The following is a 20,192-nucleotide window of genomic DNA, read 5'->3' on the forward strand; positions in this document are numbered from 1 at the left end:
AGGTTCAAGCCGCCGTTGCATTGACAGGTGGACGGGAAGTTTTACCCAGCGCCGCCAGGCGCGAACCGCTGTAGCGGGTTTCGCGATAGAAGCGCCAGCGGCCGAACAGCGTGTAGATATTCATGATCCGCCGTTGTTCGGTATAGCTCATGCGCAGATGCAGCTTGAGTGCCGGGATGTTGGTCGACTCACAGACATCGACCACTTTTCGGCAGCCCTGGGCGGCCATGGCTTCCCACAGGCGCAATTGCAGGTCCACCGACAGCTCTGTCCCCCAGTAGGCCCGGGCCAGTTCGCCGCCGAACTCGAAGAACTCGCCGGGCTTCACCGGGAATCGGCAGCCGTAGTAGTGCCGATCGAAATAACTGCGCGGCGTGCCCCAGATAAACGCCACGGCATCGCCTTGCTCGTCGACATGCATGTGCCCGGTGTGGCCCTCTTTGGCCAGCTCGGCCATCGTGCCGACACGGTCGCCAAAGTAACGCGCGAAAGCGCTGGCGTTGTCCGCGGTGATCCTGACCACGCGCAGCGGCGGATAGGGTTTGAGCCTGTGCGGCGGCACCGGGCTGACCAGGTCGCGCTCCATCCACAGCAGTTGCTGATGGGAAAAAATGTACAGTTTGCGGATCTTGCCCAAGGTCGCTCGCAGGCCTTTACGACGAATATGTCCGCTGAGTTTTTGCAAAACATCCATGGTCTCTTCTCCTGATGAGGGTGCCATGCGCGGCATCAAGACCGCGCGGCAGAGCATCGAAGGGCGGCTCATGAAGCGCTCCAGCGCAGGGCAAACAGGGTTTGCCCCGGCAGTTCGAAACGCACGCGCCCGTTGTCGCAGGCAAACGGTGCGTCGCGGCTGCGATTGTCGGCGCCGAAGTAACGCAGGGCGCCATGGTTGAGCGGGCATCGGGCGCCGCTCAGATCGACGCGTTGCAGGCGCGTACCTTTGTTCACTCCGAGCAACGTGCGCTGCTCGTCGCCGGCCATCGCCAGCACATCCACCTCAAAGGCATCGTTGTCCAGTTGCAGCACCTGGTGCAGCCAGTGGCGGGCGATGAATTGCTGGGCCAGGCCGACCGGTTTCAGCTCGAAGCGATCGTCGTCCAACACGCGCAACATGCCTTTGGGGTAATGCGGTTCGTCAGCGGCCTGAAACCAGTTGAGCATGCTCAGCAAACCGTCCTGCGAGGCGTTGATCACCACCGACGCCCACCACAGCGAGGTGTAGTGGGTTTCCTGATCGTAGGGGCTGAGGCTGGAGCCGCTGGACAGGTTGGTCTGATCGAGAAGCAAGGCCTTGCGCGGCTGACCATTGGCGTCGCGGCCGACCAGTTCGGCGGCACGGCGTACGCTGTCGCGGTAGACGCGGGTGGCGAGCAGATCGCGAATCATCCATTCATGCCAGGCCAGTGCATCGACCTGATCGGCTGACTCGCTGAGCAGGCGCCGTGCCCAATCGATTCCGCGCTTGTCCGCCGCGTTATCGGCGAACGGGCCGTTGACCAGTCGCGAACTGGCCGGCATGGCGATGCGCACACCGGCGCGGGCATTCGCCGGGTCGCTGCGCACCTGACGGGCCATGCTGGTGAAAATCGCCTGATATTGCCCGTAGCTGGAATAGTTGAGATTGGGTTCGTCGGCAAAGCCGATGTAATGCGTGCCATTGCCGCCCAGCGCGCGGGTGCTCGCCAGCCAGGCGTCGAGGCCGCTGTTGCTCTGCACGTCGGCGCGCAGATCGGCCTGGCGCTGACTGCCGGCCAGCAGGGTGATGTCGTTGCGAATGCCGAAGCGCTGCTGATAGACCCGGCGGAATGCGTCTTCGAATTGCGGGTTCTGCGCCGTGACGTCGACGAAACTGTAATAGCTCGCCGCCGTCGGCTTCAGCGCATCGAGCAGCGCGTGGCTGGCTGCGGGCGGCATCACATAGGGCAGGGCGATACCGAGATCCGGCGTGCGCCCGAGGACTTTGTCGTGCAGCACCAGCCGGACATCTCCGACCTCTTCGCGCAGCGGTTGCAGTTGCTGCGGATTCTGCGCAAACAGATTAGCCGTGCCATCAAGCCAGAACGCCGCTTTGCCGCTGCCCTGCAGTTGCAGGCGCCAGACCTGCTCGCGGGGGCTGACTGGCAACGCGACCTGATCGAACTGCCAATAGGCGCGATAGGGCTTTAGTGCGAGAGTCAGCGCCTGGTGGTCGCCGATCCGCTGCGCCTGTAGCGCGGTGACGCCGCCGTGAAACTTGCCGGCGAGCACTGCATGCTCACCGGCCGCGAGTTTGAAATACAGCACGTCGCCATTTTTGCTTTCGGCACTGAAGTGCACTTTGGCCGGGGCAAACAGGGCAACGGTGCGTTCATCGTGTTCGATGCGGTAGTGGCGGAAGCTGTAGCCGGGAATTTCCAGTCGATAACTCGCCGCGCCGGGCAGCAGCGGCCAGGTCTGGCTGCCACGGGTTTCGCTGGCCTTGATCAAGCGTTCGCCGAGCAATTTGCCGCGACCGTCGAGCAGGTACAGTTGCTCTTCGTTGGCATCCGCTTGCCACGCCGGGGTCCAGCGCACGGTCACGCTGTCAGGCTGATCGGTTTGCAGAAACAGACTGCCGTCACGAATCTCGCCCCAGCGCATCGACGCCGCCAAAGCGTCCAGCGACAGGCCGAGACCGAACAGCAGGTACCAGCCTTTCATGCGGGTTTCCTCTGCAGCATCGACCACATCGGCAGCACGTCGCGGGGCAGGATGATCAGGGTTTGCCAGAACGGCACAGCGCTCAAACGGCAATACAGCACGAGCATGGCCACGGTCACCGCCAGATAGGCGATCGATGATGCGGCGGCGGCGCCGACGATGCCGTAGGCCGGAATCAGCACCAGGTTCAGCGCCAGATTGAGCAGCGCGCCCAGGCCCATCAACAACGACACCGAGCCGGGGCGATTCTTGCCCAGCAAGTCCAGGCGCAGAATGCTCGCGTAGCACAGACCCAACAGCCCCGGCAGCAACGCCAGCAGCGCCGGGTACGCCGGTTGGTAGGCAGCGCCAAACAGGGTGACGATCAACCACTCGCCGATCACGGCCATGCTCAAACAGGCGCCGAGCATCACCGTCGCGGTCAGGCGCAGCGCCAGCGGAGTGACCTTGTCCATGCCTTCATCCTGTTGCAGCAGGCGTTTCATCAGGGGCGTAGTCACCGCTTCGGGGACGATCAACAGCAATTCGGCAGCAGCGCTGGCCATGGCGTAATGGCCCAGCGCGGTGCTGCCGAGCAGGGCGCCGATGAACAGGTAATCGGAGCGCAAAATCACTTGCTGGAACAGCAGATCGGGATGGCTGCGCGCGCTGTAGCGCAGCAGCTCCTTCTGGCTGGCGCGATCCCATTGCAGCTGCAATGGCTGCGCCCGCTTCAGCCAGACCCAACCGGCGAGCACCACCAGACTGATCCCGGCCAGCCAACTGATCAGCGCCGCTTCCAGCGCTGCGCTCTGCCACATCCAGAACAGCGCGACGAACAGCAACAGCGGCGCCAGCGATTCGATCAGGCGCAAGACGTTGAATGCGACCACGCTACCCGAGGCGTTGTGCAGGGTCAGCAGGCCGCTTTTCAGTACGGTCAACGGCACCGCCAGCAGCAACAGCCAGGCGAGCAGGCCCAGTTGCATGGTCACGTCCAGTTGCGTGCCGAATTCGCGTACCAGCGCCACCACCAGCAAAGTCAGCAAACCGGCCAGCAGACAGCCGAACACCAGCACCTGACTGAGCAGCAAACCCATCGGCCGCTGCTTGGCCGCCTGATAACCGACCGCCGAATTCAAACCGCCGCTGGTGGCCGCGCTGATCAGGTCAGGCAGGGTGCTGAGCAGGGCGAACAGGCCGCGTTCGCTGGGGCCGAGAATCCGCGCTAGCAGGACGTTGCGCAGCAAACGCAAGGCGATCATCGCCAGCTTGGTGCCCATGCTCAACGCGAGGTGCTTGAGGTAGTTGCCTCGGCTCATGGCCGCGCTCCCCGGTAGATCCGCCACGACAGCAATTGCGGATGGCGCGCGGTGCGCTGGCTGACGCCGAAACGCGGCAGGTTCAGCGGATCGCCGTCGCCGCGATAGATCCCGGTGCCGGTGCCCAGCGCAAACGGGTAATCGTGGTCCGCGACCTGCTGGCGAACGCGATCATCGTTGTCGCCGTTGGGGTAGCAATAGACCGGTAGAGGTCGGTTGCAGCCGTTGTTCAATGCGTCGCGGCTGCGGCGGATTTCTTCGCTCAGGCGCGCATCATCGAGACCGGTGAGGATTGCGTGGCTGGCGCCGTGCGGGCCGAACCGCACCAGACCGGAGGCTTCCATTGCCCGCACCTGATGCCAGTCCAGTGCCTGTGGCAGCGAGTCCTTCGGGCATTCGTCGGTGAGTTCTTCCAGCTCCTGCGGGGCCAGGCTTTTCAGCCCTTGGAGGTAATGCAGCAGCGCCAGGCTGCGGCGCTCGACATCGATGTCATCAAGCAGCACCGGCAGCGGATGTTTGCGCGCATGCAGGCATTCGATCAGGTGCATGCGTGCTTTATCGCCTTGGCTGCCCCATAGGGTTTCGCCAAGGCTTTCCCACCAGAAGCGCTGGCGGCTGCCGATGAATTCGGTGGAGAGGAAAATGCTCGCCGGCACCTGGTGTTTCTGCAGCAACGGGAAGGCGTTGATGGCATTGTCACGCCAGCCATCGTCAAAGGTCAGCGCCACCCGTGGGCGCTCGCTGCGCAGGGCGTTGGGCTGGAGAATTTCCATCAGCGGCACGCAGTCGAAATGCTTGCGCAGCCACACCAGCAAATGCTCGAACGCTTTCGGTCCGACGCACAGTTCATTGCGGTGCGGCAGGTCGGCGGCGCGGTCATTGGACAGCACGCGGTGCAGCATCAGAATCACCCCCGCGCCCTGCAACTGCTGACGGCCCACCGGCGAGTTGAGATAGAGCCAGCCACTGGTGCTTTTTATCAGTTGTTTGATCGCCATGGCTTCGGTCCTCTTAACGGTTCTGTTCCGGATTCCACTGGGCATACCGCTGACCGCGCAGGAACTGCCACAGGCCGAGACTCATCCCGGCGAGGGTGACCAGCAGAAACGCGGCGAGGCGGAACGGTTTCGGCAAGCGGTGTTGCGCATCCAGCAGCCCGGCAATTGCCACGCTGTAGCCGAACAGTTGCGCGATCAGGCTCAGGCGATAGAAAGCGTGTTCTTCCCACAGCCAGCAGTTGCTCAGCAGCAACGGCAGCAGCAGCACAGGCGCCAGGCGGCGGATCAGTTTGTGGCTGATCAACGCCAGGGAATACAGGCCATGCTTGAGCGGGTTGAGCAGCTCGCGGCGCTGGGCCAGGCTTTGCAGGCCGCCGACGGTGACGCGCTGACGGCGGCGAAACTGTTTGTCCGCCTCGTCGACGCCATGGTCGATCACTTGCGCTTCGGGAACGTAGACGATGCGCTTGCCGGCTACCGGCGCGCAGGTGCTGATAAAGAAGTCGTCGTTGACCTCGGCCGGTACGTTCTGGAACAGCTCGCGGCGCAGGGCGAGCAGGGCGCCGTCGGCCGAGACCATGCAACCGGTGCGGTTCTCGACCCGGCGCAACCAGCCTTCGTAATGCCGATAGAGGCTGTCGCCGACACTCAGACCGCCACCGGTGACCGGGATCACCATGTGCCCGGCGCAAGCGCCGACCTGTGGATCGCTCAGCGGCGCGAGCAAGTGACCGAGGGTGTCGCGTGACCATTGGTTGTCGGCATCGGTGAACACCAGAATGTCGCCGCTACTCAGGGCCGCGCCGGCATTCAGCGTGGCGGCTTTGCCCTGACGCGGCAGGTCAAGCACGGTGATGCGCGGATCAATCACTTTGTGCGCGCAGGCCACGGTGTCATCGGTAGAGCCGTCGCTGGCGAGAATGATCTGCAGCGTTGCCGGTTGATAATCCTGGGCCAGCAGCGTGCGCAACTTGTGCTCGATATGCCGCGCCTCGTTGTGCGCGGCGATGACGATGCTGACGTTCAGCGGCGGCGCCGGCGTGTGTCGCCACGCTGGAAACAGCGGCGCGAGGATCGTCAGCAACAGCGGGTAGCCGACGTAGGCGTAGACCGGCAGCAACAGGCACATCCAGAAAATGAACTCAGCCACGGGCAGGCCTCCTTGCGTTCCATTGACACAGACTCAAAATGAACGCCGCGCCGGCCAGGTGCAGGCGCAGCCAGTGCAGGCCCCACAGTTGCAGGGTCAGGAGCGGATCACGGTGCTTGAGACTCTGGCGAACGCTCAGTACCAGCCCCGGCATCAGGGTCAGCGTCACCATTAGCGCTGCGTGGTGCGGAAAACCGTCGAGCAGTGCGGAAATCGCCAGGAAATCGAGGATCCACACCAACAACGACAATATTGGAAAGCGCAGCAGGCGCAGGCTCATGCCATGGGTGCGCAGCAGTTGCAGATGGCTGCCCTGACGCCACATTTCCTTGCCCATCCATTCGCGCCAGTTCATCTCGTAACCCCAGTGCAGCGCGACCTTGTCATTGACCGACAGCAGACGCGCGCCCTGTTCGTGCAGGCGCAGGGTGAATTCCTTGTCTTCGCCAGTGCGCAGGGCCTCGTTGAAACCGCCGACCTTGTCGAACCAGTCGCGACGCATCAGCAGGTTGGAACTGGGCAGCCAATCGACACTGTGGCTGACCCGGTGCGACGGCTGCGAAGTGCGCCGCTGCCAGGCCGTGGCGAACCATGGCGCCTCGGCCGGCGTATGCAGATCCAGGCCGAACACATCGGCTTGGCCACTGGCTTGGATGTCGAACAAGGGCTGCAACCAGGTTTCAGGCATTTCCACGTCGGCGTCGATGAAGGCCAGCCATTCCCCGCTGGCGATCGCCGTGCCGCGATTGCGTAGAGCGCCGATCAACAGCCCCGGCAAGCTCAGCACGGTTGCGCCGAACTGCCGGGCAATCTGCGGACCCTGATCGGTCGAGCCGTTGTCGACCACGATCAGCTCGCACTCGACGTTGGCCGCGTGTGCGGCTTTCTGCGCGGCGAGCAGGGTACGGCCAATGTGCCGCGCCTCGTTGTACATCGGGATGACGATGCTGATCCGCTTCATGCCTGCGTCTCCGGGGTCAGTGGCGCCTGCTCGGCCTTGATGCGCAGGACGCTGGTCAGCGCCAGCATGATCCACACGTATTTCTGGTTCGGCGCGCTGAGGAACATCAGGAACAGGGTCAGCGACAGAAAGCTCACCCCCATGTGGGTCATCATGTCCGCCCGATGTCCATCACCGCGCAGCATCCACGCCGCCCGCGCGCGAATCAGGTTGTACAGACCGAGCCCGAGCATGCCGACGAAGAACAGCCCGGCGGGCACGCCCAGTTCGCTGAAGATTTCCAGATAGGTGTTGTGGGCGCGGCGGTACAGATCGCCGATCTTGCGGTTGGCGGAAAACGCCTTGGCGTAACCGGTGGTCGCGTAATGCAACGGGAAGGTCCCGGGACCGGAGCCGAGCACCGGATGTTCGCGGATCATCTGGCCGCCGACGACGATGTAGGAAGCACGGCGGCCGAGGGATTCGTCCTGCGCCTTGGAGCCGGCGCTGAGGATGCTCAATGACTGGATCCGCGCCATGTAACCGGCCGGCATGGCGTAGATCGCCAGCGGAATCACGATGGCCGCACCGAGCATGACGAAACCCAGATGCCGTGGGCGGATGTGGGTCAGTTGCGCGCGGTAGTGCCAAATGCCGATGAGCAGGCTCAACGCCAATACCACCAGACCTGAGCGCGATTCGGTCTTGGTCATGCCGCCCAGCAACAGCAGGCAGCAGGCGCCCCAGAACAAGCGGTGCAGCAGGTTCGGGCTGCGGATCACCAGCAGCAGGCCCAGAGGAATGGCGAAGGCGATGAGCATAGCGAAGGCGTTGGGGTCTTCGAGCAGGCCGGCGGCGCGGCCCTGATCCTGAAACTTCGCCGAGAACATCGCCATGGCGCAGGTCGCGGTGACGGCGAGGGTCACCAGCCGGGCGAACAGGTCGAGGTTCAGTTCGCGGCCGATCAACAAGGTAATGACAAACAGCACCAGACCAACGCTGAGTTCGCGCAGATGCCCCAGCGACATGCCCATGTCATCGGTATTGAGCAGGCTGAGAAAATACAGAACCATGAAGCCGATCAGGCAGTGCCACAGGTTGCTGCGCAGGCGTTGCGACGGAATCTGGTGCAGCGCCAGTTGCAGCATCACGATTACCGCCAGGGAGGCGCCGAGCAACTTGCTTCCCGACACTGAACTGTCCTTGAAGAACCCTTCGAACGGCACCAGCGCGGCAATGCCGAGCAGGCCCCATGTCGGCTTGCGGTACAGGACGGTGAAACCGACCAGGCCAATCACCGCCCCCGGCGCCAGATACGGCCAGGGACTGGCCAGCAAACCGAGGCTGACCAGGGCGAACAGACTGACGATCGAGAGCGGGAAAATCATGCGCGTGTCTCCCGTGCCGTTTGGATGTACAGCTGCGACCAGCGTTCGGCCAAAGCCTTGAGGTCGTAGCGCTCCTGTTGGGTGCGTCTGGCGTTGTCGCGCAACTGCGCGGCCAGCTTCGGTTCGGCCAGCAGTGTGTCGAGCTGGCGGGCGAGGGCGGCGGTATCCGTCGGCGCCGCGAGCAGGCCGTTGTGACGGTCCTGCAGGACATCGGGAATACCGCCGACCGCGAACGCCACCACCGGCACGCCGGCCTGCATCGCTTCGAGCAGAATCATTGGCGTGCCCTCGGTGCGCGAGCTGATCACCAACGCATCGAGTTGCTGCCACCAGCCTTGCATCGCCGTCTGGTAGCCCGGCAGGCGAATCCGCTGCTGCAACCCGGCAGCATCGATGCGCGCCTGAAGGGCCTCGCGTTCCGGTCCGTCACCGAGCATCACCGCGTCCAGTTGCGGATGCTGGTGACACAGTGCGATCAGCGCATCGAGGAACAGGTCCGGGCCTTTCTCGCTGCTCAACCGCCCGACGTAACCGGCCAGCCAGCGTTGCCGCTCTGCCAGCGACGGCATCGCTGGCGCCGCTGGTAAACCGTTTGGAATCACCTGCAACTTCTCCGTCCGGACGTTGGCCTGACGGTGCAGCACGGCGATACTTTCCGCCACGCAGACCACCCGTTTCACCGACGCCGTGCGGCACAGTTGCAGGCTTAGCCAGGTGTAGAACTTCTGCTTGCGACTGCGTGGGGTGAAGCCGTGCTGAGTGATCACCAGCGGCAGGCGCAACAGCGTGGCGCCGACCCAGCCGAACAGCAGGCCTTTGAAGTTGTGGGTGTTGAGCAACGGTTTGTCGCCACGGCGCTGACGCAAGTGCCGCAACAGCTCGCCCGGCCCTGAACAAGCGCGAGCGTCCACCCCAGCCTCGCGAAAGCGCGAGATCAGCTCAGGCGGTGCGTCGAGGAACAGCACCTGATGCTGCCCCGGCGTGGCCAGGCAATGATCCAGCAACATCCGCTCGGCCCCGTAGAAGCCGCCGCTGCTGAGCAAATGAATGATCGGCAGGGCGACGATTGGGGTGGACACCGCGTTCAATTGCGCACCCAGTGAACCAGGCTCGGCATGGTCCAGTTCTTGTGCGGATTGCCCGGCTGCGACGTTTCTTCGTTGAGCACCAACAGCACCGGCAGGCCCAGCTCATGGCTGATTTGCGCCGGATGCTTGAAGCGGTGATCGAAGAACTCACGCACGTAGACGAACGCGATTGCCAGCAGCAGACCGGTGAACAGCCCGAACGGGATGATCAGCAGCGGTTTCGGGAACGCTGCCTCGGTCGGTTCGAACGGCGGGCTGAGTACCCGGGCGTTGGACAGGTCATCGTTGAGCGAGCGCGTGGTGCTGCTTTCGGCAAAACGCTGGGCATAGGTCGAGAACGCTGCGTGCAGCGCATCGATCTCGGTGTCCATCTGGCGCAGTTTGCTCTGGGTCTGCTGCAGGTCGCGGATGCGGTTCTTGAACTCGGCGATGCGCGCGGTTTTCTGCTCGATCACCTGCTTGACCACGGCCAGATCGGCGGTGCGTTCCTGGATGCGGTTGCTCACCACTTTGAGAAACTGCTGACGGGTGCGGGCGATCTGCTCGCGGGTCAACAGCATCGGTTCGCTGCCGGGCTGGAACACCGCCAGATCGTTCATGTAACGGCTGACCTGGCTGGTCAGTTGCTCGCCCATCTGTTTGATTTCCCGGTCCTCGAACGCCACGTTGTCGACGGTGGTGGTGAAGGTGTAGGGGAAGGTGTAGTCGTTGAGCTTGCTACTGCTGGCGGCGGCGAGCGCGGTTTTCAGATATTCGAGCCAGCGTTGGCTTTGCAGCAGGCGGTCCTGATACAGGTTCAGCGCCTGTTCTTCAGTGTTGATGGCGTTGAGGCGGAAGGTGATTTCCTCCTTCGGATCCGCTGCGCCGACATTTTCCAGCAGTGCTTGACGATTACCTTCCAGGCCATCGAGACGCACTTGATACTGGTGCTTTTTGGTCTCGTAGAACGACTGCGGCAAGTCGATCGATTGCAGGGCCTGACGGCTGACCAGATAGTTCTGCAGCAGGGCGCTGACAAACGTCGTGCCTTGCTGCGGATCCGGGAAGCTGTAGGTGATCGAGATCACGTTGGAACCGGGCAGGGTTTCGATTTTCAGGCTGTCGACGGCTTGCTGGGTCAGGGCGTCGAGGGTGGTGTCACGTACCGGATCGGTTTCCATGCCGAGCCCGTCGCGAAGCGGATTGATCACGTACTCGCGCAGCGGCGTCGAGACGTAGCGCTTGAACGGTTCGCCGAGCAACTTGGCGAACACCCCGGGTGGCGGGCTGTATTCGCCGTTGTCGCGCAGTTCGCTGATGGTCTGACGGATCAGCGCTGGCGAGCGGAGGATATTGCTCTCGGTTTCCATGTCCGCCAGCGACGGCGGAATGAAGGTGGCGTTGTCCACCGTGAGCGACGTAGTGGCGTCGCCCTGAGAGAGTTTTTTCGACTGCACGATGACCTGCGCGGTGATATCGAAGCTCTGTTTGAGCAGCAACGGCAGGAGCAGGGCGATGACTGCAAAGGTCAGGAAGACGCGCTTCACCAGTTGCTTGTTGGCGAAGAAAATCCTGAAGAACTCATGCAGGTAGTTTTCCTTGGGGTTCATGTCGGTCACCTGTGAGTTAGTTGTCACTGTCTTTGTTGTCGACGCGGTAGCCGAAGCTGAAACCGACGCCCTGGAACAGCACCACATCAGCCAGTTGGCGGGCGAGTTCGCCGGCGCTGGCCAGTTTGGTTTTTGGCACGTAGAGCATGTCGTCCGGTTGCAGGTAGGCGATTTGCGGGGCGTCGCCGGACAGCGCTTTTTCGACGTCGTAGCGCACGGCTTTCACCTGATTGCCGTTGCGCCGCATGATCACCACCGAATCCAGCCGCGCCTTGACGTTGGTACCGCGCGCCAGGGTCAGCGCCTCGAGCACCGACACCGGCCGGCGGATCGGATACGAGCCCGGTTGTGCGACCTCGCCGAGCACGTAGATCTCGTTGCCTGCGGTGGACTTGAGCAGCACGTCCACGGTCATGCGGCCCGGCAGTTGCGCGTACTTTTTGTTGAGGAACGATTCCAGTTGATTGACGGTCATGCCTTGCAGCGGCACGGCGCCGATTTCCGGAAAACTCGCGTAGCCGTCAGTGCCGACGGTGATCTCCCGGCTCATACCGGTGGCCGGGTGGTTCAGCGCACTTTTAAGGTTCTGCTCGTTGCTCAAGGGGCTGATGATCTGCACGGTGAGCTGGTTGCGGTTGGGCTGGAACAGCTGTTTGCGCTGATACACGCGCTGGATTTCCTGACGCGCTTCTTCGCTGGTCAGCCCGGCGATCTTCACCGAGGTGTTGGCGCCCGGCAGTTCGATGGTGCCGTCGGGCAGCACCAGTTGATTGCCGTTGAGCTGGCTGGCGGCGGTGAAATTCAGGCCGATCTGGTCGCCCGATTGCACGCGGTAGGCGTCCGAACCGCTGGTGCTGATATGGAAGATCACGTCCAGCACATCCTGCGGGCGCAGGGTCTGCTCGATCTTCGGCATATCGGTCGCCTGGGCGTTGGCCGGGGAGGCGGTGAGAATATTCACCGGCATGTTCTGGGTGTCGGAAGTGCTGGAGCAGCCCGCAAGCGGCAGCAACAGCAGGACAAGCATTCTGGCGTTCATGGCGTCATCCTTTGCGTTCGCTTACAGGTTTTTGTAAAGCCATTTGGGCATGTAGTACTTGCGCCGGTTGAACACGCTGCCGACCACTTTCGCCCCGGCCTGAGTCAGGCGTTGCACAGCGGCCTGGGCGACTTCCCAGCGGGTGTCTTCGGCGCGCACGACAAACACCACGCCGTCGACCTGAGTACTGATGACCAGGGTGTCGGCGGCGGAATACACCGCGTCGCCGTCGATCACCACAAAGCGGTACTGGCTGCCCAACTGGTCGAGCAACGGGCTCAGGCGCTCGGCGGTCAGGTGTTCCAGCGTGCGGATCGGCCGGCCGTTGGGCAGCACATGGAAGGGCAGGCTCGAGACCTGCACCACGCAGTCCTGCAACAGCGGCGGGTTGCCCGGGTTGAACAGCAGGTCGCGCAGGCCGCGCTCCTTGCCGAGGTTCATCTGCTGGGTGAGGTTGTTCGCCGACTGGCTGGCGTCGACCAGCAGCACCTGGCCGCTGCTCATCTGCGCCAGCTGACTGGCCAGTGCCAGAGCGCTGGTGGTGGTGCCGGCGCCGGGGTTGGCGGCGGTCAGGAACAGAATGCGCAGATCGAGATCCAGCACGGTCGAAGTCAGATTCGATTCGCTGGGGCTGGCGATGCTCAGGCTTTTATTGGTTGAACCGTCCATTAGCTTGCTCCGTGGCCGCTGAATACTTTGAAGGGGGTTTTCAACAGAATCTTCAGATCAAGCAGAAGGCTCTGCTCGGCGATGTAGCTGAGGTCCAACTCAACGCGCTGGTCGAAGTCGATGTTGCTGCGTCCGGAGATCTGCCACAGACCGGTCATGCCGGGGTAGATCGCCAGACGCGCGAGGTGATTGTCCTTGTAGCGGTAGGCGTTGAACGAGGTCGGACGAGGGCCGACCAGGCGCATGTCGCCGGTCACTACGTTGATCAGATTGGGCAGCTCGTCGAGGCTGGTGCGCCGCAGAAAACTGCCGATGCCGGTGACGCGCGGGTCCTTGTCGATCTTGAAGTCGATGGCGTCAGCCCCGTGTTTGTTCAGGTGGCGCAGCGACTCTTTGAGTTCTTCGGCGTTGCTGACCATGGTGCGGAACTTGAACATGCCGAACTTGCGCCCGCGATAACCGGTGCGTTTCTGCACGAACAGCACCGGCCCCGGGCTGGTGAGCTTGATGGCCAGGGCCAGGCCCAGCAGCACTGGCGAGATCAGCACGAGAATCGTCAGCGCGCCGAGGCAGGCGACCACCCGGTTGGTCCGCGACAGCTGCCATGGGCGGCCGCCATCGCGGCCGCTGAGCCAGCCGCGACCCTGGCGGTGGATCGCTGCGTCGAGGCGCATGCGATGTTCCGGGTCGACGCGCTTGTCAGGGCGCATCTGTGCAATCGACACACTTCTTTCATGTCCAGTCATGGCGTCCTCCGCATTCAATCAGCCGCAAGCGGCGCACGGGCAGTGGGGTAGTAGTCGCGGAACCAGGCGATGAAGCGGCCCAGTCCTTCATCCAGTTCTATCCGGGGCTGGAATCCGGTGGCCTGGGCCAGATCGCTGGCCTCGGCGCAGGTGTTGAGCACGTCGCCCGGTTGCAGCGGCAGCAGCTCGACAATGGCTTGCCGATCGAGATGTTTTTCCATCAGCGCGAGGTAGGTTTTCAGTGCAACCGGCTGCTGCCCGCCAATGTTGAACAGACGCCACGGCGCCATGCTGCTGGCCGGGTCGGGCTGCTCGCGATCCCACTGCGGATTGGCTTGCGGTGGCTGATCGATGAGGCGTGCGATGCTTTCGATGATGTCGTCGATGTAGGTGAAATCGCGCTGGTGCTCGCCGTAATTGAACAGCTTCAGCGGCTCGCCTTCGCTGATCGCCCGGGCGAACTGGATCGGCGACATGTCCGGCCGACCCCAAGGCCCGTACACAGTGAAAAAGCGCAGGCCGGTGCAGGGAATGCCGAACAGATGGCTGTAGCTGTGCGCCATCAGTTCATTGGCTTTCTTGGTCGCGGCGTACAGCGACAGCGGATGGTTGACGCCATCCTTGACCGAGTAAGGCGTGTGTTGATTGGCGCCGTACACCGAACTCGACGAGGCGTAGATCAGGTGCTCGACCGGGTGGTGGCGGCAGCTCTCGAGAATGTTCAGGAAACCGTTGAGGTTGCTGTCCAGATACGCCCGTGGATTGTCCAGCGAATAACGCACCCCGGCCTGCGCAGCCAGATGGATCACCACTTGTGGCTGCTCGCGGGCAAACAGCGCATCGATCGCTGAAGCGTGGGCCAGATCCACCGTCGCCAGCGGAAAATCGCCGACCTGCTCGCGCACCCACTGCACGCGGTCGTGCTTGAGCTGCGGGTCGTAGTAGTGATTGAAATTGTCCAGGCCGACCACCGAATGCCCGTCGCGCAGCAAGCGCAGGACGCAATGGGCACCAATGAAACCGGCGGCACCGGTCACCAGAATTTTCATGGCCGCAGCCCTTCGGGGGCGATGTGGCGCAGGCCGATGCCGCTGTAATGCAGGCCGGCGGCGGCTACTTGTTCCGGGTTGTAGAGATTGCGCCCATCGATGATTACCTTCGAACGCAGCTTCTCGGCGAGCAGTTCGAAATCGACCACGCGGAAGTTTTTCCACTCGGTGCAGATCACCAGCGCGTCGGCGTCTTCAAGGGTGTCGTCGCGGGTCGCGCACAAGTGCAGGTCGTTGCGGTAGCCGTAGATGCGCCGGCACTCGGACATGGCTTCCGGATCATAAGCCTGCACGCTGGCGCCTTCGGCCCACAACGCGTCCATCAGGTAACGGCTGGGGGCTTCGCGCATGTCGTCGGTGTTCGGTTTGAACGCCAGGCCCCAGACGGCGATGGATTTGCCGGCCAGGCCTTGCGGAAACTGCGCGCGCAATTTGCTGAACAGGATGTGCCGTTGGCTGTCATTGACGTCGGTGACGCTGCGCAGCAGTTTCAGCGGCATGCCGTTGTGTTCGGCGGTGTGCAGCAAGGCCCGCAGATCCTTGGGAAAGCACGAGCCACCGAAGCCGCAGCCCGGATAGATGAAGTGATAGCCGATGCGCGGGTCGGAGCCGATGCCTTTGCGCACCGCTTCGATGTCGGCGCCGAGCAGCTCGGTGAGATTGGCCAGTTCGTTCATGAAACTGATGCGGGTGGCGAGCATCGCGTTGGCCGCGTACTTGGTCAGCTCGGCGCTGCGGTTGTCCATGAACATCAGTTTTTCGTGGTTGCGGCAGAACGGCGCGTACAGCTCGCTCATCTGCTCGCGGGCAGCGTCGTCGCGGGTGCCGATGATGATCCGGTCCGGGCGCATGCAGTCGGCGAGGGCACTGCCTTCCTTGAGAAATTCCGGGTTGGAAACCACACGCACCTGCAGCTCGGTTTTTCCGCGCTGCAGCAATTCGCTGGTGGCCGTGGCCAGAACCTGATCGGCAGTCCCGACCGGCACTGTGGATTTGATGATCAGCGTGCGATCGGCCTCCATCAGGCCGGCGATCTGCCGGGCGACGTTGAGTACATGGCTGAGGTCGGCTGAGCCGTCTTCGTCCGCCGGGGTGCCGACGGCGATGAAAATCAGCTCGGCGTGAGTCACCGCATCACTGGCCTGGGTGCTGAACAACAAGCGCCCGGCCTTGATGTTTTCTTCAAGTGTTGCGGACAGGCCTGGTTCACTGATGGGCGGTACCGCTTGTTGCAGTTGTTTGATCTTGTTCGGATCAATATCAATGCATAAAACCCGATGACCGACATCGGCAAGTGCAGCGGCTTGTATAAGTCCGACATAGCCAGTGCCAAATACGCTCACGTCCATCTGCGCACCTCAATAAAACCAGAAAAGTTAACTACGGAATGAGATTGTTAAAGGGGTATAGCGCAGGGTTTGAAAAGCGTGTCAGCAAAATGACATGTTGCACGGGTATAACACTTGAGGCGTTTTTGGCGATTGGCCATCAAGTCATTGCTGCGATTGAATTTGTTCTTTCTTTGCAGATTTGTTCAGATTCAATTTAACCGACAGACGGTCTAAGTCCCCGAAATTAAAGGCTTTCATCCCCCCGGGTGTGTCAGATTTGAGTCACCGTTTTTTTGACGCTTTACCCGGCTATCAGTCATTTCTTGCGCTTTGATGGCCGGGTGCTAGTGTCAGGTTCTGACCGACAAAGCTTTGACAACCTCCCATTTCGGACGGCCGGTATCGCCATGTTCAAATACGCCAAGGAACTGCTTTTAGTTGCCTACTTATTGCTCTTTTCCGACTACTATCTGGACCGGTTAAATGCTATCGGGTGGGGTTTTAATGTACTTGTTTTTGGCGCGATGTTTTTGGCGCTTACTTTCGCGTTATATCTAACTGCCTATATACGTCAGGCTCTTGTTCGACATGCGTTCGCATTAACGCTGTTTGTTGCGGCGGTTTTTTTCGATGTCTATACCCGGGTCACGGCGGATTACCTGAGGTACAGCGATTTTGTCTCGCTGGTGTACTCCGGCGGCTTCATTCAGGAAGCGGCCTATCAGTACCGCGACGCGATCCTGCGCGCGCTGCTCAGTGGCTTGCTGCTGTTGTTCGGCATCGGGCTCAAGCCGCGTCATGCGCTGTTCATACCCAACACGTTGCGGGTCGCGGCGCCCCTCGTCGGCGTATTGATGCTCAGCGGATTGTTGTTTCTACGAGCGGGTGAGGGCGCACGTGGTCTGCCGATCATGTACACGCCGCTGGCCTACCTCAACCTGTTTGCTTACGAAGCGTTGCATGACACCGTCGGCCCGCGTGAATCGGTGACGCTTGCGCGCGCCACGCCTGCCGTCGGCCACGATATCGTGCTGATCATCGACGAAAGCATTTCCGGCAATTACCTCGACATCAACGCGCCGTTCGGCGTGCACAGCAACCTCAAGCAAGCGCCGGCCGGGGTCGATGTCTTCAACTTCGGTTATGCCGCGTCCATTGCCAACTGCAGCGCCGACACCAACGTCACCTTGCGCTACGGCGGCACCCGCGCCGATTACAGGCGCATCAACAGCACGTTGCCGTCGATCTGGCAGTACGCGAAGAAGGCCGGGCTCGGCACGGTCTACATCGACGCCCAACGCACGGCCGGCAACCTGCAGAACCTGATGACCGCCGCCGAGAAAAACGACATCGACAGTTTCGTGCAATTCGACCAGACCAGCGTGCGCGACCGCGACATGGCGGCAGCGGCGAAGCTGATCGAATTGCTCAATGACGATCGCCCCGAGCTGATCGTGATCAATAAGGTCGGCGCGCATTTTCCGGTGCATGACAAATACCCGGACGCGTTCATGGCCTACCGGCCGACGCTGCCGCGCGGGCAGTTCACCGAAGTCGCCGACACTGGCGAACGCCCCGGTTTCAATGGCCAGCCGGATGACTGGGTGCTGTATCGCAACGCCTACAAGAACACGCTGTTGTGGAACGTCGGCGAGTTCTTCGCCCGGGTGTTTGCCCAGGCCAATCTGGACAATGCGCTGCTGATCTACACCTCCGATCATGGCCAGGATCTGCATGAGCGCGGCAACCCGGGCTTGAATACCCACTGCGGCGGCGACCCGGTGGAAGAGGAGGGGCTGGTGCCGCTGGTGGTGATTCAGGGCCGTGGATTGCAGACGCCGGACTGGGCAGCGAATCTGCCGGCAAACAAGGACCGCTCCAGCCACTACAACATCTTCCCGACGCTGTTGCAGGTGATGGGTTATGACCTTGCGGGGATTGAAGCGGTATATGGCAAACCGCTGAGCGTGCCGACGGCGGATGAGTTCACTTTCAACTACCGCTTCAATGCGCGCTTGGGTGCCAAGCCTGAGTGGAAGCATATCGATCTGGGCAGCATCGTTACGCCTGAGCGGGCACCGGCGAGTGTGGCTGCGGGGCAATGAGTTTTGAGTTGCTCGGGCGGGCCTCTTCGCTGGCAAGCCAGCTCCCACAGGGTTCGAGGTTGTTCACAAATCCTGTGTCAGCACTGGCCTCTGTGGGAGCTGGCTTGCCAGCGATGGGGCCAGCACTGACACCAGCCAATTCAAAGCTTCAGCCACCGCGCGCGATACTCCCCAGGCGCGCACCCCAGCCAACGCGCGAAAGCCCGGTTGAATCCCTGCACATCGCTGTAACCCAAGCGATCCGCCACGTCGACCAGCTCCAGCGCCCCGGATTGCAACAGGTCCTCGGCACGATAGCGGCGATGCTCATCAAGCAGTTCGCTGAAAGTCCAGCCCAACGCCTTCAAGCGCCTTGCCGCCGTGCGCTCAAGCACATGCTGTGTAGCACAGAACTGCTGCCAATCCGCTGAAGCCAGATCTTCGATCAGATAATCGCTGAGCTGTCCGAGCAAGGTCGATTCACTGAGGCGTCGGGTCTGTTCCAGCAGATCGACAAGCGTTGTTTCCAATGCCGGATTGCCCGGTGTCAACGGCATCACGAACAGCTGAGGATCCAGATAAATCGCCGCGCATGATTGCTCTGCGCTCACCGGGGCGCGCAATGCCGATTGATGCTGCTCGCGGCTTGCCGATGCCAGTGCCACACCTAGCACCGGATCACGATTCACGCCGCTGGCGAGCAATTTGCGTCGTACCAGGCTGCACAGGCTGACAAGGATGTAATCGGTCAGCGCCGCCGGAGCACCCAGACTGCCGGCTTCGACCAGACGCAGTGTTACGCCGTCATCTTCACGCAGGATTTGCACACGGAAATGTCCGTTGAAAAACGCAAAGTACTCGGCGAAAAACGCACAGGCACGTTCCAGCGACACGGCGACATCGAACAGATAGGTCAGTCCATTGGTGGCCGTCGAAACGAAACGTTCACCCGCCGCCAGACCGATCAGTGGATCCCCGCTCTGTTCCACGGCAAACGCCCAGAAGCGCCGCGACATCAGCAGCGGCATGCGCGTGAACGGCGTGCGCAGATCGAACAGGCTGCGGCGCAGTAGTGCTTCGATTGCGCCTTGGGTAATGCCGCGCGCGAGCAATTCTTCAATGGCCGGCAGCAGGGTCGGCGCGTAAAAAGCGTTGACGGGCTGCGGATGGATTTTGCTCATGTTGTGCGCGCGTCTCCCGTCGCTCCGTTAGCCGCCAGCAAACGCTGATCGACGCTGAGGATCGCCTCGATCATCGCCCGCGCTGCTGGCGTCAGGGTAAAACCGGCGCGGCTGACGATGCCGTAACCCAGTTGCAGCGCCGGCTCGTCATGGGGGACGTCGACAAAGTCGAGCAGCTCGATCAGGCCTCGATCAAGTTGTTCACGCAAGGCCTCAAGCGTGGCAAGCCCCACCGCGTCTGAACGCAGCACTACGCGCTGGATCGCGTCAAATTGTGCGCACTCGACGCTCGGGGTGAAGTCCTGCTCACCGAGGATATCGGCGAGTACCTTGCGGATCATCGGTGGAATGCGCGTGCCGACGATCGGGTAATCGAGCAGGGCGCGCAAGCGCAGGTCTCGTTGCGCGAGGAGCGGATGGCCGGCGCGACAGAAAAACCGTCCCGGCCGCGTGCGCAGCAGGTGCACCTGATACTGCGGATCGCTGACGAAGTGCCGCGCATCGGCGACGAAAAACTCGATCTGCTGCTCGCGCAACCACAGCGTCAATTGCTGCCAGTCGCCCTGATGAAACCGCGTGCGAATCGCCGGATGCGCATCAATGAAGTCGGCCAGCGCTTCCGGCACCAGCACTTGCGCCGGATACGGACCGCAACCGAATTGCAGTTCGCCGCCGGTGAGGCCGTTGTATTGCGTCAATTCGTTGTGCAGCGCCTGACTGCCAGCGAGCAGGCGCCGCGCATGTTGCAGCACCAGTTGTCCTTGCCCGGTCAGGCGAAACTCACGGCTGCTGCGCTCGACCAGTTCGCAGCCGAGATCCCGTTCCAGAGTCTGGATGCTGCGGCTGAATGCCGGTTGGCTGAGGTTGATCGCCTCGGCGGCGCGCCCGAAGTTGCGGTAATCAGCGAGGGCGACCAAGTGGCGAAGCTGGCGAAGATCCATCATGCGTCTCCTGCAT

The 20,192-nt window shown here is 62.1% G+C and carries 17 protein-coding genes; 1 reads left to right on the plus strand and 16 read right to left on the minus strand.

Features of this window, described 5'->3' with window-relative positions; translation table 11 throughout:
• Positions 1-4: 4 nt before the first annotated feature.
• The 14 genes from J2Y39_RS05195 to J2Y39_RS05260 form a co-directional block, all read right to left on the minus strand.
• Positions 5-694, minus strand: coding sequence for an N-acetyltransferase (locus J2Y39_RS05195; RefSeq protein WP_150635728.1), 690 nt, complete (start codon positions 692-694; stop codon positions 5-7).
• A 68-nt stretch (positions 695-762) separates the two neighbouring features.
• The gene (locus J2Y39_RS05200; protein ID WP_310215540.1) at positions 763-2,682 is read right to left on the minus strand and encodes a hypothetical protein; all 1,920 of its coding nucleotides are present in this window, start codon (positions 2,680-2,682) and stop codon (positions 763-765) included.
• Positions 2,679-3,983: an oligosaccharide flippase family protein gene (locus J2Y39_RS05205; RefSeq protein ID WP_310215543.1), complete on the minus strand. Its 1,305-nt coding sequence runs from the start codon at positions 3,981-3,983 to the stop codon at positions 2,679-2,681. Before J2Y39_RS05205 ends, J2Y39_RS05200 begins: the two co-directional genes overlap by 4 nt.
• Positions 3,980-4,981, minus strand: a complete 1,002-nt coding sequence (locus J2Y39_RS05210; protein WP_310215546.1) for a polysaccharide deacetylase family protein — start codon at positions 4,979-4,981, stop codon at positions 3,980-3,982. The genes J2Y39_RS05205 and J2Y39_RS05210 overlap by 4 nt, the downstream gene beginning before the upstream one ends.
• A gap of 13 nt (positions 4,982-4,994) precedes the next feature.
• The gene (locus tag J2Y39_RS05215) at positions 4,995-6,131 is read right to left on the minus strand and encodes a glycosyltransferase family 2 protein (protein WP_252869165.1); all 1,137 of its coding nucleotides are present in this window, start codon (positions 6,129-6,131) and stop codon (positions 4,995-4,997) included.
• Positions 6,124-7,092, minus strand: a complete 969-nt coding sequence (locus J2Y39_RS05220) for a glycosyltransferase family 2 protein (RefSeq protein ID WP_252883535.1) — start codon at positions 7,090-7,092, stop codon at positions 6,124-6,126. The genes J2Y39_RS05215 and J2Y39_RS05220 overlap by 8 nt, the downstream gene beginning before the upstream one ends.
• On the minus strand, positions 7,089-8,459 hold the full coding sequence (locus J2Y39_RS05225) for an O-antigen ligase (protein ID WP_256811202.1): 1,371 nt from the start codon (positions 8,457-8,459) through the stop codon (positions 7,089-7,091). Before J2Y39_RS05225 ends, J2Y39_RS05220 begins: the two co-directional genes overlap by 4 nt.
• Positions 8,456-9,547 carry a glycosyltransferase family 4 protein gene (locus J2Y39_RS05230; RefSeq protein ID WP_122751100.1) on the minus strand — a complete coding sequence of 364 codons (1,092 nt, stop codon included), beginning with the start codon at positions 9,545-9,547 and terminating at the stop codon, positions 8,456-8,458. The genes J2Y39_RS05225 and J2Y39_RS05230 overlap by 4 nt, the downstream gene beginning before the upstream one ends.
• A complete protein-coding gene (locus J2Y39_RS05235) occupies positions 9,544-11,136 on the minus strand; it encodes a Wzz/FepE/Etk N-terminal domain-containing protein (protein WP_095179535.1) in 1,593 nt (530 codons plus the stop codon). Before J2Y39_RS05235 ends, J2Y39_RS05230 begins: the two co-directional genes overlap by 4 nt.
• Before the next feature lie 16 nt (positions 11,137-11,152).
• Positions 11,153-12,175, minus strand: a complete 1,023-nt coding sequence (locus J2Y39_RS05240) for a polysaccharide biosynthesis/export family protein (RefSeq protein WP_095179536.1) — start codon at positions 12,173-12,175, stop codon at positions 11,153-11,155.
• 21 nt (positions 12,176-12,196) lie between these two features.
• Positions 12,197-12,844, minus strand: a complete 648-nt coding sequence (locus J2Y39_RS05245; RefSeq protein ID WP_024012451.1) for a CpsD/CapB family tyrosine-protein kinase — start codon at positions 12,842-12,844, stop codon at positions 12,197-12,199.
• Complete coding sequence (locus J2Y39_RS05250) at positions 12,844-13,590, minus strand: sugar transferase (protein ID WP_016774101.1); 747 nt, start codon at positions 13,588-13,590, stop codon at positions 12,844-12,846. Before J2Y39_RS05250 ends, J2Y39_RS05245 begins: the two co-directional genes overlap by 1 nt.
• Positions 13,591-13,604: 14 nt before the next feature.
• Positions 13,605-14,639 (minus strand): NAD-dependent epimerase, encoded by a 1,035-nt coding sequence (locus J2Y39_RS05255; RefSeq protein ID WP_041478601.1) that lies wholly within the window; start codon positions 14,637-14,639, stop codon positions 13,605-13,607.
• Entirely contained in the window at positions 14,636-15,988 is a 1,353-nt protein-coding gene (locus J2Y39_RS05260; protein WP_056784540.1) for a UDP-glucose/GDP-mannose dehydrogenase family protein, read from the minus strand. The genes J2Y39_RS05255 and J2Y39_RS05260 overlap by 4 nt, the downstream gene beginning before the upstream one ends.
• 389 nt (positions 15,989-16,377) lie before the next feature.
• Between J2Y39_RS05260 and J2Y39_RS05265 the strand changes: the two genes are divergently transcribed.
• Entirely contained in the window at positions 16,378-18,075 is a 1,698-nt protein-coding gene (locus J2Y39_RS05265; protein WP_310215563.1) for a sulfatase-like hydrolase/transferase, read from the plus strand.
• Positions 18,076-18,215: 140 nt separating this feature from the next.
• On the opposite strand, the gene J2Y39_RS05270 is transcribed toward J2Y39_RS05265, so the two are convergent.
• Positions 18,216-19,235 (minus strand): helix-turn-helix domain-containing protein, encoded by a 1,020-nt coding sequence (locus J2Y39_RS05270; protein WP_310215565.1) that lies wholly within the window; start codon positions 19,233-19,235, stop codon positions 18,216-18,218.
• Positions 19,232-20,176 carry a LysR family transcriptional regulator gene (locus tag J2Y39_RS05275; RefSeq protein ID WP_041478605.1) on the minus strand — a complete coding sequence of 315 codons (945 nt, stop codon included), beginning with the start codon at positions 20,174-20,176 and terminating at the stop codon, positions 19,232-19,234. Before J2Y39_RS05275 ends, J2Y39_RS05270 begins: the two co-directional genes overlap by 4 nt.
• Positions 20,177-20,192: the final 16 nt, after the last annotated feature.

The organism is Pseudomonas sp. 2957 (assembly GCF_031456345.1).
Classification (GTDB): Bacteria; Pseudomonadota; Gammaproteobacteria; order Pseudomonadales; family Pseudomonadaceae; genus Aquipseudomonas; species Aquipseudomonas siliginis.